At 70.4% G+C, this 14,799-nt stretch carries 13 protein-coding genes; 6 read left to right on the top strand and 7 right to left on the bottom strand.

All coding sequences use genetic code 11. The features are described from left to right. Positions 1–677 precede the first annotated feature (677 nt). The 3 genes from ACIHFD_RS16485 to ACIHFD_RS16495 all read left to right on the top strand — a co-directional run bounded on the left by ACIHFD_RS16485 (position 678) and on the right by ACIHFD_RS16495 (position 3,158). Complete coding sequence (locus ACIHFD_RS16485; protein WP_350724598.1) at positions 678–1,415, top strand: GntR family transcriptional regulator; 738 nt, start codon at positions 678–680, stop codon at positions 1,413–1,415. Positions 1,416–1,623: 208 nt separating this feature from the next. Next, the gene (locus ACIHFD_RS16490) at positions 1,624–2,226 is read left to right on the top strand and encodes a GNAT family N-acetyltransferase (RefSeq protein ID WP_397367587.1); all 603 of its coding nucleotides are present in this window, start codon (positions 1,624–1,626) and stop codon (positions 2,224–2,226) included. Positions 2,227–2,477: 251 nt separating this feature from the next. Beyond that, positions 2,478–3,158, top strand: coding sequence for a copper homeostasis protein CutC (locus ACIHFD_RS16495; protein WP_397367588.1), 681 nt, complete (start codon positions 2,478–2,480; stop codon positions 3,156–3,158). A gap of 14 nt (positions 3,159–3,172) precedes the next feature. Here ACIHFD_RS16495 and ACIHFD_RS16500 read toward each other — a convergent pair whose 3' ends face one another. The 6 genes from ACIHFD_RS16500 to ACIHFD_RS16525 all read right to left on the bottom strand — a co-directional run bounded on the left by ACIHFD_RS16500 (position 3,173) and on the right by ACIHFD_RS16525 (position 10,548). Further along, a complete protein-coding gene (locus ACIHFD_RS16500) occupies positions 3,173–4,315 on the bottom strand; it encodes a DUF6986 family protein (protein WP_397367589.1) in 1,143 nt (380 codons plus the stop codon). After that, positions 4,299–5,600, bottom strand: coding sequence for an FAD-dependent oxidoreductase (locus ACIHFD_RS16505; RefSeq protein ID WP_397367590.1), 1,302 nt, complete (start codon positions 5,598–5,600; stop codon positions 4,299–4,301). Before ACIHFD_RS16505 ends, ACIHFD_RS16500 begins: the two co-directional genes overlap by 17 nt. A 19-nt stretch (positions 5,601–5,619) precedes the next feature. Continuing rightward, a complete protein-coding gene (locus ACIHFD_RS16510) occupies positions 5,620–6,765 on the bottom strand; it encodes a class I adenylate-forming enzyme family protein (RefSeq protein ID WP_397367591.1) in 1,146 nt (381 codons plus the stop codon). 85 nt (positions 6,766–6,850) lie between these two features. Next, positions 6,851–8,377 carry an AMP-binding protein gene (locus tag ACIHFD_RS16515; RefSeq protein ID WP_397367592.1) on the bottom strand — a complete coding sequence of 509 codons (1,527 nt, stop codon included), beginning with the start codon at positions 8,375–8,377 and terminating at the stop codon, positions 6,851–6,853. 16 nt (positions 8,378–8,393) lie between these two features. Beyond that, on the bottom strand, positions 8,394–9,431 hold the full coding sequence (locus ACIHFD_RS16520; RefSeq protein ID WP_397367593.1) for a hypothetical protein: 1,038 nt from the start codon (positions 9,429–9,431) through the stop codon (positions 8,394–8,396). Positions 9,432–9,480: 49 nt separating this feature from the next. Then, the gene (locus ACIHFD_RS16525) at positions 9,481–10,548 is read right to left on the bottom strand and encodes an LLM class flavin-dependent oxidoreductase (RefSeq protein WP_350724612.1); all 1,068 of its coding nucleotides are present in this window, start codon (positions 10,546–10,548) and stop codon (positions 9,481–9,483) included. 91 nt (positions 10,549–10,639) lie between these two features. Here ACIHFD_RS16525 and ACIHFD_RS16530 point away from each other — a divergent pair, with 91 nt between their 5' ends. Further along, positions 10,640–11,119, top strand: a complete 480-nt coding sequence (locus ACIHFD_RS16530) for a hypothetical protein (RefSeq protein WP_397367594.1) — start codon at positions 10,640–10,642, stop codon at positions 11,117–11,119. A gap of 68 nt (positions 11,120–11,187) precedes the next feature. On the opposite strand, the gene ACIHFD_RS16535 is transcribed toward ACIHFD_RS16530, so the two are convergent. After that, positions 11,188–12,123: an acyl-CoA dehydrogenase family protein gene (locus ACIHFD_RS16535; RefSeq protein WP_397367595.1), complete on the bottom strand. Its 936-nt coding sequence runs from the start codon at positions 12,121–12,123 to the stop codon at positions 11,188–11,190. Positions 12,124–12,255: 132 nt separating this feature from the next. Between ACIHFD_RS16535 and ACIHFD_RS16540 the strand changes: the two genes are divergently transcribed. Both ACIHFD_RS16540 and ACIHFD_RS16545 read left to right on the top strand, forming a co-directional pair. Then, complete coding sequence (locus ACIHFD_RS16540; RefSeq protein WP_363967727.1) at positions 12,256–12,927, top strand: hypothetical protein; 672 nt, start codon at positions 12,256–12,258, stop codon at positions 12,925–12,927. Between the two features lie 93 nt (positions 12,928–13,020). After that, positions 13,021–14,763 (top strand): proline--tRNA ligase, encoded by a 1,743-nt coding sequence (locus ACIHFD_RS16545; protein ID WP_397367596.1) that lies wholly within the window; start codon positions 13,021–13,023, stop codon positions 14,761–14,763. The last annotated feature ends 36 nt before the right edge of the window (positions 14,764–14,799 follow it).

Here is a 14,799-nt window from a genome sequence, read left to right on the forward strand (position 1 = left end):
GAATCGGCGCGGACGGCGGTCACTCACGCGCCTGGGGCGCGGGATCCGCCTGGAAGGGCGCGGCCCCCGCCCATGGCGGGAAGGCGCGAGGCCCTGCGTTGGTCCCTTGGAGGAAAACGCGCCCTGGCGGGCGTGGGGGACCCGCCAGGACGCGCTTCCTGTCCCGTGCGCGACGGCGCCAGGACTCCGGCGAGGGATGGAGTCCTAGACCGTTGGTTCGCGCACGGAGTCGATGGGGGAGTGTGAAAGCTCCCGTTGCCGGTAACGTGCGGCGATGCGTTGAGCTGCACCAACCGGGTCATCAATGGGGTGCGTGACGGGGGCGCCACCCTCCTCATTCCAGACAAAGGATCCGTCATTGCACCACACGGTCAGCTCAGTCAACACCGATAGCTCGCGCACACCGATGCCCATGCTCTGGTAGGTGTGGGTGAACCCCTGGCGACGCAACCCGTAACGCAGTAAACGTGTTGCTTCGCAAGGGGAATGCCAGGGCAGGTACGGCGTACCCGTGCGGACCGGCAACACTGGCCTTCACCCCCTCACCGGCCTTTAGATGGATTTGTACCAACGAATGGATGATGGGCCGGTGGAGGCGGTTCGGTCAAGGGGTTGTGGCCTGCTAGAACCAGATCGTCTAAATTGTTGGAACAAAAGGGGTGAAAGTGGCAAGGTCGGTGCTGTATCAGCAGGTGGCTGCGGAGTTGCGTCGGGCCATCTACTCGGGCGTCCTCGGCCCGGGGTCACAGCTGCCGACCGAGGCGCAGCTCATGGAAGACCATGGGGTGAGCAGGAACACCGTAAGGCTGGCCCTGGGAGAGCTCGTCAATGAGGGGCTCGTTACGCGCACGCCGCGGCGCGGAACCGTGGTCAGAGACCGCCGACCGCTGCTGATCTATCCGCAGCGGGAGCTGGAGCCACAACCTTCTGGGGAACTGCGGGAAGCCTTCGCCTATGCCGTGGCGCAGGAAGGCCGCGAGCCAAGCCAGTACATCGAGGTGCTGACGGTTTCTCCCGTCGAGGAGATCGCCAGCAGACTGGAGCTGGCGGACGGGGAATTGGCGGTGGTGCGACGCCGTCTGCGTTTCGTGGACGGCCAGCCGTACAACACCAACGATTCCTACTTCCCTCGTGACATGGTTGCCGACTCCGAGATCGCCAGGCCCGGAGACATCGCGCGAGGGGCGAACCGGGTGCTGGAGGAGCTGGGGCATGCGCAGGTGCGCGTCACCGACGACATCTGGGCCCGTATGCCCAACCAGGAGGAGGCCGAGCGCCTCCAGCTCGAGCTCGGCACACCAGTCATGGTGTATGTCCGAGTTGGATACGACGGGGCCGACATGCCAGTGCGTGTCGCGGTGTCGGTGCTGCCCGCCGACAAACATTTGATCAGATACGAGCTCGATGGCCGCTAACGAGCTCGGTTGAAGGGGTGATCCCGCCGGCTGGGGCCGGGCGCAGCGAGAAATTAGCCGCCTCGCTGGCCTAGGGGAGTCGTGCATACTCCCCTAAATCGCCATTTATCCATATATATCGGGTTGAGGCCCCATTTTCGGCTACGCGCACCATTGCTTCATCACGCTTTGCGTATGCGCGTAAACCCTACGCAACGGGAGTTGTATTATGCACACCAACACGCTTCTTCACCCGCTCGCGCTCCGCAGAGCTGAGCCCGAGGACCTTCCCGGCATACTCACGCTGCTCGCGGACGCCTCCGAGTGGCTCTACTCGCAAGGAGTGCGGCAGTGGCCGCGCGGGGGCTTCGGCCCCGAGCGCATCGTGCCGCTCATCGAGGAGCGGGTGCTGTTCCTGCTCGAAGACGAGCTCAGATACCTGGACCCCGACGAATCGGCCCCGCCGGTGGCCACGATAGCCGTCGACGACAACGCCGACCCCGAGTTCTGGACACTCGACGACGACCCCGGGGCTGCCCTTTATGTCCACAAGCTCGCCGTGGCCCGTCCCTGGTCCGGCAGCGGCCTCGGGGACGCCCTCCTGGACTGGGCCTGCACCTACGCCCACGCGGCCGGGCTGCCGTGGCTGCGCCTGGACTGCGCCAAGGGGAACTGGCGGCTGCAGGAGTACTACCGCAGGCGCGGGTTCCGCCACGTCCGTACGGTGGACCTTCCCCACCGCGCGTCCGGCGCCCTCTTCGAGCGCGCGTCGCGGGACCAGACCACAACGGCCTTCCGTGACCTGACCATGGCCGAACTCATCTCCGCCTGACACCCCGCACTCATGGCCCCGGTCCCACCGGGATCGGGGCCAAGCGCGCCTCCCGGCGCCCCGCCCCACAGGGCACGTGGCGGGCTGCGGGCTTGTCCGGTGGGGCCTGGCAGGGGGTTCCGGTCGCGCGGGCGCTGTGGGAGCGTTTGAGGGCCTGAAACGGGCCCTGCGGCGGCGGGGAGGCCGTTGGCGGGGACTTTTTGGTGTGATCAGCGGCGGAACGGTGCAGAGCACCATATAACCTCTCCTCCATGACCGGATCCCTGCTCGAGGTGATCGCCCTCAACGTGCGTGACGCCGTGGCAGCTGAACAGGGTGGAGCCGACCGGCTGGAGGTCGTCGCCGACATGGCGGCCGACGGGCTGACCCCCTCCCCGGACACGGTTGCCGCGATCGCCGCGGAGTGCCCCCTCCCTCAGATGGTGATGCTCCGCTGTGACGCCAACTTCATCGCCGACTCCGACGTGCTCGACCGCCTGAGGCGGGACGCCAAGGCGTTGGCGCAGGCGGGGGCGGCGGGGTTCGTGTTCGGGTTCCTCGACGGCTCGGGGAAGGTCGACCTCACGGCGACCGAGGCGCTCATCCACGCCGTCTCGCCGCTCCCGTGGACGTTCCACCGGGCGGTCGATCACGCCGCCGACGTCCAGGCGTCCTGGCGGGCCGTGCGGCTGCTGCCCAACCTGGCCACCGTGCTCACCTCGGGCTCGCCCAACGGGGTGGGGGAGGGGCTGCCCGTGCTGAGGGCGCGCGCCGACGCCGGTGACGGCTCGATCATCCTGGCCGGGGGCGGGCTGAAGCCGGCGCACGTGCCGGCGCTGCTCGACTACGGCATCCGCGCCTTCCACATGGGCTCCGCCGTGCGAGCGAGCTGGTCCGACCCGGTGGAGTGGCGCCTGGTACGCCAGTGGCGGTCCCTGGTCGAACGCGACTGACCCCGCCCCTCACGTCAGGGCAGGGCCGCGTCCGCGCGCCTGAGAGCGGCCACCAGCGTCCGGATCGTGGCGGGCTCGTCCATGACGCCGCCCCCCGCCTCCCGCTGCTCCTCCCACGCTCTCACCCGCTCCTGGTACGCGTCATAGCGCTCCAGATGGAAGGCGTAAACGGTGGCGAAGCGGCTCACCAGATGGGAAGGATGCATGTCCCATCCCTGGTAGAAGCCGTGCCCCAGCGAATGCCTGACCAGCTCGGCGTGCCGCCGCCACAGCGCGTGCACGTCACGGGTGAGCCCGGAGGCCGGAGAGGCGGCCAGCGACCCGTCCGACAGCTCCACCCTCGTGCCCGCGAACGCCGTCTGCATCACGTGCCGGGCATGATCGCACGCCGGATGGTCCAGCCGCTGCTCGTGCGGCGGCAGCCCGATCGCGGCCGTGTAGTCGAAGACCCCGAAATGCGCCGCCGCGAGCCGCCCGCCCAGCGACTCCGCCAGGTCCCCGCGCAGGAAGTGCAGCGTCTGCGGCGCCTCCACCTGCATCTCGAACCGCAGCCGCACCCCCAACTCGTCCTCCAGCCGGGCCAGCACCTCCGTGAACTGACCGAGGTAGGCCTCCATGAGGATCTTGGGAAAGGTCACCGTGAAGCCGGGCGGCAGCTCGCCGGCCCGCCCCATCAGCCCCGAGAGGAACAGGTCGAGCGTGCGCACCGACCGCGCGGGATCCCCGTCGGCGAACGACTTCACCCGAGGCCCCCACCGCCGCGGCAGCGTGCCCGCCGCGTGCATCGTGGCCACCGCCTCGACGGCCTGCGCCACGTGATCGTCCTCCACCAGGTCGGGACGTACGCCGTACCCGTCCTCGAAGTCGATGCGCAGGTCCTCGATCGGCTCCGAGGAGAGCTTCTGGATCACCTTGGGGTGCAGGGCGGCGGCCAGCCCGCCGGGCACCCCGAAGACCTCCGCCAGCGCGGCGGGATCGGGCAGGTGCGCCTTGACCAGGGACAGCGCCTGATCGCGCCACTCGGAGAGGGTGCGGATCGAGAAGCGGTCGGCCGGGACGTAGACGGTGTGGACCGGCTGCCGGCCCGCGCCGGCGGAGGGATAGCGGGCCTGCTGGACCCGGTAGGCCTCGTCGAACCCCTCAGGAACGGAACGCACGGAGCATTGCCTCCAGGCCGACCAGCTTGACGCGTTCGCCCCGGCCCAGCGACCTGGCCAGCTCGGCCTCGGCCGCCTCGATCGCCAGCCAGTCGTCGTACGTCACGGGTCGCACCCCGCGCGCGGCCAGCAGCGCGTCGATGGCCCCGCCGCTCACCCGCGGGCGATCCGAGAGGTCGGCGAGGAGCGTGCGGACCGTTTCCGCCGCGTCGGACTTGTTGGTGCCGATCACCCCGGTGGGACCGCGTTTGAGCCAGCCTGCCACGTATTCGCGGTCGCGCACCCGCCCGGCCTCGTTCGGCACGGTCATGGTCTTCTCCGAGAACGGCACCCCGGGCAGCGGCACGCTCTGGTAGCCGACCGAACGCAGCACCATGCCGACCGGCAGCGTCTCGAACTCGCCCGTGCCGACCACGCGCCCCTCCTCCGACAGGCGGGTGCGTTCGAGCTTGAGGCCCTCCACCCGCTCGGTGCCGAGGATCTCCACGGGCCGCAGCCAGAAGCGCACGTCGAGGCGGCGCGGGCGGCCCACCGGGTTGCGGGCGGCCCACGACTGCAGGACCTTGATGTTGCCCTGGACCTGGCGCGGGAAGTCGACGCCCAGGACGACGGCCTCGTCGGGGCGGACGCAGACGTCGGCGTTGGCCAGCTCGCCCAGCTCGCGCAGCTCCTTCAGGGTGAACTTGGCGTGCTCGGGGCCGCGGCGGCCGATCATGTGGATGGCCTTGACCTGGCTCGCCTCGAGGCGTTCGAGCACGTCATGCGGCACGTCCGTGGAGCGCAGCTCCTCGTGGGTCTTGGCCAGGACGCGTACGACGTCGACCGCCACGTTGCCGACGCCGATCACCGCGACCTCGGAGCTGTCGAGCGTGAACCGCCCAGGATCGACGTCGGGGTGCCCGCAGTACCAGTTGACGAAGTCGGTCGCCGCCACGCTGCCGGGCAGGTCCTCGCCGGGGATGCCGAGCTTCCTGTCGACCATCGCGCCCGTGCAGTAGACGACCGCGTCGTAGGCGCCCAGCAGGTCCTCGACGGAGACGTGCTCGCCCAGCGTGACGCCGCCGAGGAAGCGGACCTCGGGCAGTTCGAGCACTTTCCGCAGGTAGTTCGCGATCGACTTGATCGACGTGTGGTCGGGCGCGACGCCGTACCTGACCAGCCCGTACGGGGTCGGCAGGCGTTCGAGGACATCGACCTCGACGGGCTCGGCCGACTGCTTCACCAGAGCCTCGGCCGTGTAGATCCCGGCAGGGCCCGACCCGATGACCGCCACGTGCAACGCCACGCTGCCTCCTAAGACTCGGTTACACGCGTCCCACCAGATGTAACCGGCCGGTGTGATCCAGGTATCCCCGATCGCCGGTCCGGATGAACCCGTCTCTCGCGAACACCGCATGATCGGTGTTCTTGCCAACGTAGCCGCTCATCACAGCCTCGGAGCGGAGGAGTACCTCGCCTTCGTCCTCATCTGACACTACGCGTCCGTCGTCGCTTCTGATCGACACGTCCACACCGCCTCGTGGCCTGCCGACACAGACCTCGGCGTCCTCGGGCGGGTCGTCCGGCCGGGTGCCGAGCCCCAGCCCGGCTTCGGGGCAGATGTAGCGGTTGCACACGGGCACGCGGTATCTGTCCCGCAACGCCCTGATCAGCTTGGGCGGGGCGGGCGCGCCGGCGGACAGGACGAGGGCCAGGTCCGGCAGGTCCCCGCCGCAGGCCAGGATGCGCGAGAGCTGGTACGGGGTGGCGTGGAGCACCTCGATCCCGTGCTCGCGGATCACCTTGACCGCGGCATCCGGGCTCCATTCGGGCAGGACGTGACAGGTCCGCCCGGTCTGCAGGAACATCGGCAGCCGCGTGGCGAACCCGAGCCGGCCCAGCGGATGCGGCACCAGCCGCGCATCGCCCGTCCCCCAGCGCGTCCCCGCCCCGTGGGCTCTGATCGCCTCCAGCTGCTTGTTGCCGAACACGACCCCTTTGGGCGGTCCCGTCCTGCCCGAGGTGAACGTGATCACGACCGGTCGTGCGGGGTCCGGCGGGAACGGCGGCGGGGGCGGCTCCCGCCTGCACAGGCCCCCGAGCCGGACGGGGCCGCCGCGCTCGATGGGCAGCGTCACCACGTCGAGCCCGGGCAGCGGCGGGAGCACCCCGGGGGCGGTGATGACGATGGCCGGGTCCAGCCGGGCCAGCAGTTCCGGCCGCTCGGTCCCGATGCCGGCCGTCACCGCGTCGATCTTCGCGGCCGCCACGTAGCAGATCACGAACTCGGGCCCGTCCGGGAGCGCCAGCGCCACGACGTCGCCGACGCGCATCCCCCGATGGGCCAGCCCGGCGGCCACCTGGTCGGAGAGCCGATCCAGGTCGGCGAAGGTCAGCACGGCGGAGCCGGTGACGACAGCGGCGCGCCCCCCGAATCTACGTGCGGCCTCCCCGGCCAACAGGCGCAACATGGCAGCTCCTGGGGCAGATGGCGCTAATTTGACCCTACCCGCCCTGGAGCCCCGGCAGACGTTCTCACCTTGCCGGAAAGGGAGTTCACTCCCTCAAGAGAGCCTCGGCCGACGTGCGGAGCGTCAGCTTGTCCACCTTGCCGTTCACGTTCACCGGCAGCGAGTCCACCACCACGACCCGCCTGGGCACCTTGTAGTTGGACATGTTGTCCCTGGCCCAGCCGATCAGCCCCGCCGGATCGACGGCGGCCCCGGGCCTCGGGACGACGTACGCCACCCCCGCCTCCCCCCTGGCCGGGTCCGGCACGCCCACGACCGCCGCCTGCGCCAGCGAACCCTCCCGCAGCAGCAGCGACTCCACCTCGGCCGGCGAGACGTTGAACCCGTTGACGATGTAGAGCTCCTTCTTGCGGTCCACGATGGCCAGGTTGCCCGCCGGGTCCAGCACCCCCACGTCCCCCGTATGCAGCCACCCGTCGCCGTCCACGACCTCCGCCGTCCGCGCGGGCTCGCCCCAGTACCCCCGCATCACCCCGTAGCCCCGCTGCAGGATCTCCCCGCGCTCCCCGGCCGCGACCTCCTTGCCGTCGTCGTCCACGATCCGCACCTCGATCCCGGGCACGGTCCTGCCGGTGGTGTTGGCGATGACGTCGATGGGGTCACCGGCGCGGGTCATGGAGACGACCGTGCCCTCCATCAGCCCGTACGCGTTGATCATCCGCTCCAGCCCGACCCGTTCCACCAGCCGCGTGATCAGGCGGGCGGGGACGGCGGCGGCGCCGCAGATGGCCACGCGCAGCGAGGACACGTCCCAGGGCCCGCGCTCCAGCTCGTCCAGTATCCGGTGGAAGAGCGTCGGCGGGCCGGCCAGCACCGTGATCCGCTCGGAGGAGATCAGCGACATCACGGCGTCGGGCGTGAAGACGGGGATCGGCATCATCGTGGCCCGGCGCAGGACGCAGGCGATGAGCCCCGCGTTCAGCCCGAACCCGTGGCTGAACGGGGCGACGATCGGATAGCGGTCGCGCTCGTCGAGGGTGACGATCTCGGACCAGTCCCAGTAGCCGCGCAGGACCTGGGCGTGGTCGATCATGACGCCCTTGGGCACGCCCGTGGTGCCCGACGTGGACATGATCTCGCACAGGTCGTCAGGGCGTACGGCGAGCGCCCGCCCCTCGGCCTCCCGGGCGGAGACCCGCGTGCCCAGGGCGCGTAAGTCGTCCGGGCGGTGCAGGCCGGAAAGGGGCGGCAGCAGGTCGGCGAGGGGGGCGGCCGACGGGCCCGCTCCGGTGATGAGCACCTTGGCGCCGGTCTTCTCGATCAGCTGGGCGGCCTCGATGCCCTTGAAACGGGACGAGAGCGGCACGATGACCGCCCCCGCGTCCCAGATCCCGAACGCGTGCCGCACCCAGAACGCCGAATTCACCCCCCACATCGCCACCCGGTCACCGGGTCCGACGCCGAGGGCGATGAGGCCGCGGGCGATCTCGGCCGCCGAGGCCCGCAGCTCGGACAGTGTCGTCCGCGTGCCGCCCTCGGCGACCACGACGGCGCCGGGGTGGTTCTCTGCCTGGTCGCGAAGCATGCGGGGGAGCGTTCCCCAGTCCGGCATCGGTGCCATGTTGCCCCTAGGTGATGAGAGCGCGGTCCCTTCCGAGGTGGTGGCCGCGCAGGTCGTTCACCGTGCCCGGCGCGGGGCTCTCGGAGACGTCCTGGGCGATCTCCACGTCGATCGAGATGGGCGTCAGCGCCTGGACGGCCTGCTGGATCCGCGACTTCCACATGGGGTTGCGGACCAGGCTCTCCCGGCTGAACGTGACCGTGAGCACGGCCGCGTCCAGCGTCCCCTGGCGGCTGATCGACAGGTCCCAGCCGGACACGCCGTCGATCTTGGACAGCGCCTTCTCGATGCGTGGCAGCGCCAGCCACACGCCTCTGACCAGCACGTGGTCGCCCACCGTGTGGGCCGGTGCGGGCATGCCCGCACCGCCCAGCCGGGCGACCTGGCCGGTCCTGAACACGGTGTCGCCGTCCGCGGAGGTGACGACCAGCTCGGCGAGCTCGGCCGCGGGGTCGGGGGAGTCGTCCTTGGTCAGCGCCGCCAGGCCCAGCACGTCGTCGGCGAGCGGGGTGAGCGGCTCGTCCTCCGACGCCCGCCACGCCAGGGCGCCGCCGGTGTACGGGCTCGCGAACACCTCCGTCACCCTGGCCTCGAACTCTCCCGCCAGGTGGGCGATCGTCCGTTTGGAGGCGATCTCGCCGGTGAGGACGATGTTCCTGATCCCGAGGTCCAGCGGGTCCAGCAGGAACTCCAGATGCAGGCGGGCCAGGAAGTCCATCGCGCCCGTCGGGGTGCTGACCAGGGTGGAGGCCTTGAGGGCGGTCAGCGCGTGGTGCAGGCGCATCCGGCCGCGCGGGCTCACGTCGGCGGCGGCCTCGGCCACGTCGGCCGCGGCGGCCGTCCAGAGCGCGCCGGCGGGTTCGGCGAGTGCCACCACGACGCGCTCGCGCTCGCCGATCCCGCACTCACGCAGGGCCTTCACGGTCAGTACGTGGTCGCGGGGGTCCAGCGGGACGGCGCTCGACAGGTCGGGGGAGACGAGCAGGAGCCCGGTGGCGGACCGCGCGGCGGCGCCGAGGTCGTCACGGGTGAGCCAGCGGGCCATCAAAGCACCATCTCCGTACGGTCGGGCGTCCGGGGCGTCGGGCGCGCCGTCAACGTGCCACCTCGGTCATGAACAGCGTCATCGAGTCGCAGACCCGGTCATGCGCCAGCCCGCCCACCTGTGCCTGGATGATGAGGTCCGTCGCGCCCGCCTCGGCGATCCTGGCCAGAGCCTTGCGCGAGCCCTCCACGTCGTCGACCACCACCATCAGGTGCTCGCGCAGCGTGGCCATGGACTCGTCGGGCGGCATCCCGGCCGCGAGCTGCCCCAGCACCCGGTGGGTGGCGTGGCGGGCGTCGTAGTAGTCGGGCGGGGTGACGAGGTTGACCTGGCGGCGGATGTACCACAGGACGGCGTCGGCGGCCGAGGCGGTCGCCTCGTCGCGGGTGGGGGCGACGTACCAGGGGATCATCAGGGCGACGCGGCGGCTCGCGGGGTCGAAGCCGTGCTCCGCCAGACATTCCCGATATTTCGTGATGTCGGAGGCCACGTCGTCGATGCCCTTGAGCATCGTCATACCGAGCAGGTTGTACCCGTGCTTGGCCGCCGCCAGATAGCCCTCCAGCGAGGTCGACGCCACCCACACCGGCGGGTGCGGCCGCTGGGCCGGGCGCGGGTAGACGGCCACGTCGGGGATCTCGAAGAACTCGTTCGACCGGCTGATCGGCTCGCCGTCGGCCTGCCAGATGGCCAGCGTCGCCTCCAGCGAGTCCTCCCAGATCTGCCGCGACTTCTCGAACGGCCGCTGGAACGCCTGGTACTCCAGGGGCGAGGCCCCCCGTCCCGTGCCGAACTCCACCCGGCCGCCGCTCAGCACGTCCAGCGTGGCGACGCGCTCCGCCGTGCGGATCGGGGACTGGAACGGCAGCAGCACCACGCCGAGCCCCAGATGGATGCGCTCGGTGCGCTGCGAAATGGCGGCCAGGACCAGGTCGGGCGCGGAGGAGTGGGAGAAGCCCCTGGTGAAGTGGTGCTCCACGAACCAGGCCGTGTCGAACCCCAGCCGGTCGCCCAGCACGACCTGGTCGACCACGTTCTGGAAGGTCTGCTGCTCCACTTCGCGGGTGCGACCGCGAACCTCCAGCTCATACCCCAGGCTGATCCGTAGGGACGTCATCGCGCCTCCGAAGTAGTGAACCAAGCGCTCGCTTGGTAGAGCGTATCAGCAGCGAAGACTTGCGGGAAGGGCGCGTGCCCGATCAGAGTGGATGGCTGTGAAGCGAAAGCGCGCGCTGCGGCGGCCCGGCCCGTACCCCGATTCCGCCGACGACGACCTCTCGCTCACCAGCGCCCGCAGGTATGAGGCGTTCGGCCGGGTGATGGCCGCGCTGGCGACCGAGGCCGACTTCATCGAGTCGTGCCGCGACCTGACGTGGTGGCGAGGGGCCGATCACAGCTGGCACATCGAGTGGCGCGACGGGCCGTACGCGTCCGAGGTGGCCTCACTGCTGGTCCAGCAGGTGCGCGACCCCGACTACGACGGCCCGCTCGTCGCCGAGGCCGGTCCGGGGAGCAGCGGTTCGGCCGTGCTCGACGTGATGGGCGTGCGGTTCGAGCTGCGCGCCATCGACCCGATCGGGCGGGCCACCGTACGGGAGCGGCCCGGCTTCTGGCGCCTGGCCGAAGCCCTCGACACCACCCGCCGCAGCAACACCCGCCACCCCTGGGAAGAACTGCTCGGCGGCTGACCCCGCTCCCCACTACTTCCCCCTCCTCCAAAGGGACCTTCGCCGGAGTGCGGCGGGATGCGGGAGCGCTAGGCGAGGGCGTGGGCCGCCAAACGGGCGCGATGGGCTTGCGGCGGCCCGAAAAGCTGAGCATCCGAGGTGGCCCGCTTGAGGTAGCGGTGCGCCGGATGCTCCCAGGTGATTCCGATCCCGCCGTGCACCTGGATGTTCTCGCCTGCCGCCGCCAGATACGCCTCCGTGCAGTACGACCCCGCGATCGCCGCGTACACCTCGTCGATCGCCGCCGCCCCCGCCGCCGACCTGGCCGACTCCACCACCAGCAGCAGATCGGCGAGCTTGTGCTTGATCGCCTGGAACGACCCGATCGGCCGCCCGAACTGCCGCCGCCGCTTCGCGTGCTCCACCGCCATCTCCAGGCATCGCTGAGCCCCGCCCACCTGCTCGGCGGCCAGCGTCGCGATCCCGAGGTCGCGTACGCGGGGCCACGAAGAGCCGTCGCCGAGCCGCCGTACCGGGGTGTCCTGGAAGGAGAGCTCCTGCAGCGGCCGGCTCTCGTCCATGGTCCGGTACGTCCTCGCCCGGGTGGGCACGGCCGCCACCAGCAGCCCGTCCACGTAGACCAGCGCCAGCTCGCCCGCCAACGCGTACGGGACCACGCCCGTGAGCAGGCCGGACTCCAGCCGGAGGGCGCCCTCGCCCGGCGGCACCACGGTCGCGGTCGTGGCGCCGTCGGCCAGCGCCGGGAGGAGGTCGTACGCCCCGCTCGCCGTGAGCGCCTCGACGGCCATCACCGCCGTCTGCAGGAAGGGGTGGGGCGACAGCGCCCGGCCCAGTTCCTCGCTCACGGCGGCCATTTCGGCCGGACCGCATCCCGCGCCGCCGTGTTCTTCGGGGACGAGCAGCCCCGCGATCCCCACGTCGTGCGCGAAAGCCTGCCACGGTGCGTCCGGCCGGTCGGCGAGGTAGTCGCGGACGACGGCGCGGAGCTCATCGGGGAGTGCCACGAGACAATACTAACCAAGCGATTGTTTGTTTGGCATTCGGGTGACCGAAATTTGCCTTTTTTGTACAGTCACATAATCTGGCACTGGTCATCCCAAGGGTTACCCGGGAAAGGGTTGACCAGGGAAATGGATATGGACGACACCAGCATCGACTACGCCGACCTCGCCGAGTACGACCGGCGACAGCGCGGCATCGAACGTCACCTTCTGTCGGCTTTCTTCGGAGGACTCGCCGTCGGGCTCGTCGGCATGCTCCTCGCCGGCAAGGGTCCCGCCTGGGTCGGTCAGATCTACGACCCGTACGTCTACCTCGGCCTGTCGCTGGCCGTGGGCGCCACGGCGTCGGGGTTCGGGTGGGCGTTGCTGACGACGTTCCTGGCCGTGGCGTCCACGCTGGTCGCGGCCATGGGTACGAGCGCGCTGAGCGGCAGTATGGCCTTCGACGTCGTCGGAGGCAGCGCCGCCGGGCTCAACTGGACGCTCGCCCTGCTCGTCGCCTTGGGCCTGCTGGCGTTCACCACCCGCAGGGAGGACGTCTGGGGCGACCTCGCGGCGGGCGCGGTCGGCGCGGCGCTGATCGCGGACGTGGTGGACCGGGCGACGCCGGGGTTCATCGACAGTGAGCGGTCCTTCTGGCCGGTCCCGGCGCTGTTGATCGGTTTGCTGTCCGTCGCGCTGGTGTTCATGCTGCGCAGGAACGCCTGGGGCCGGGTGCGCGCGCTGGCGCTGTCGGCGGTGTTCTCCGCTCTGTTCACGGCGTTTCTGGCCGCCTTCGTGTCCGGCTGGATCCCGTTGACGGTCTGAGTCCTGCGGGACCTGTGGATAAGCTCGCGCGCGACGCCACCCGGAGTCGATAGCCTGTAATCCTTCACATCCAGGTTCGAGCAAGGAGTAGCCGTGTTGCTGCGCATGTCGTCGTTGTTTCTTCGCACCCTGCGGGACGACCCGGCAGACGCGGAAGTGCCGAGCCACAAGCTCCTGGTCCGCGCCGGCTACGTTCGCCGGGTGGCACCCGGCATCTACTCCTGGCTGCCCCTCGGCAAGATGGTGCTGGAAAACGTCGCCAGGATCGTCCGCGAGGAGATGAACCGGATGGGCGGTCAGGAGGTGCTCTTCCCCGCCCTGCTGCCCCGCGAATATTACGAGGCCACCGGCCGGTGGACCGAATACGGTGACACGCTCTTCCGGCTCCAGGACCGCAAGGGCGCCGACTACCTCCTCGGTCCCACGCACGAGGAGCTCTTCACCGACATGGTCAAGGGCGAATACTCCTCGTACAAGGACTATCCGGTCACTCTCTACCAGATCCAGACCAAATACCGCGACGAGGCCCGGCCCAGGGCGGGCATCCTGCGCGGGCGCGAGTTCCTGATGAAGGACTCGTACTCGTTCGACCTCGACGACGACGGGCTCAAGCACTCCTACGAGCAGCACCGCGACACCTACATTCGCACGTTCGACCGGCTCGGCATCGACTACAAGATCGTGTTCGCCCAGTCGGGGGCGATGGGCGGGTCGGCGTCGGAGGAGTTCCTGGCGCCCACGCCCACGGGCGAGGACACGTTCGTGGCCTGCCACTCGTGCGGTTACGCGGCCAACGCCGAGGCCGTCGTCACGACCGCGCCCGCCGCCCGTCCGGTCGAGGACGCGGCGCCGCTGCAGGTCATGGACACGCCCGACACCCCGACCATCGAGACGCTGGTGTCGTACGTCAACGAGCACCACGGCCTGTCCGTCACCGCCGCCGACACGCTCAAGAACGTCGTGGTCAAGGTCACCACGCCGGGCTCCGACAAGGTCGAGACCCTGATCATCGGCGTGCCCGGAGACCGCGAGGTCGACTTCAAGCGCCTGGAGGCGGTGCTGGCGCCCGGCGAGCCCGCCATCTTCGAGGCCGCCGACTTCGCCAAGCACCCCGGGCTCGTACGCGGCTACATCGGGCCGCAGGTCCTGAGCTCGCTCGGCATCCGCTACCTCGTCGACCCCCGGGTCGTCACCGGCACGTCCTGGGTGACCGGCGCCAACGAGCCGGGCAAGCACGCCGCCAACGTGGTGGCCGGGCGCGACTTCACCCCCGACGGCACGATCGAGGCCGCCGAGGTACGCGCCGGCGACCCCTGCCCCCGGTGCGGCTCCGGCCTGTCCATCGACCGCGGCATCGAGATCGGCCACATCTTCCAGCTCGGCCGCAAGTACGCCGACGCGGCCGGCCTCGACGCCCTGGGCCCCGACGGCAAGCCGATCCGCATCACGATGGGCTCCTACGGCATCGGCGTCTCCCGGGCCGTGGCGGTCATCGCCGAGCAGGCCCACGACGCGCTCGGGCTCGTGTGGCCCCGCGAGGTCGCTCCCGCGGACGTGCACATCGTCGGGACCGGCAAGGAAAACCAGGTGGAGGCGGCCCTGGAGCTGGGAGCCGAGCTGGAGTCGCGCGGGGTGCGGGTGCTCGTGGACGACCGGCCTTCCGTCTCGCCGGGGGTGAAGTTCAAGGACGCCGAGCTGCTGGGGCTGCCGACCATCGTGGTGGTCGGGCGCGGGCTGTCGCAGGGGGTCGTGGAGCTTCGGGACCGGGTCTCCGGTGAGAAGTCGGAGATCCCCCTGTCCGAGGCCGCCGACCGCATCATCGCCGTCCTCGCCTGACCCACGCCTTCGCGCCGGGCCCCACGGGGCTCGGCG

This window comes from Nonomuraea sp. NPDC051941 (assembly GCF_044593615.1).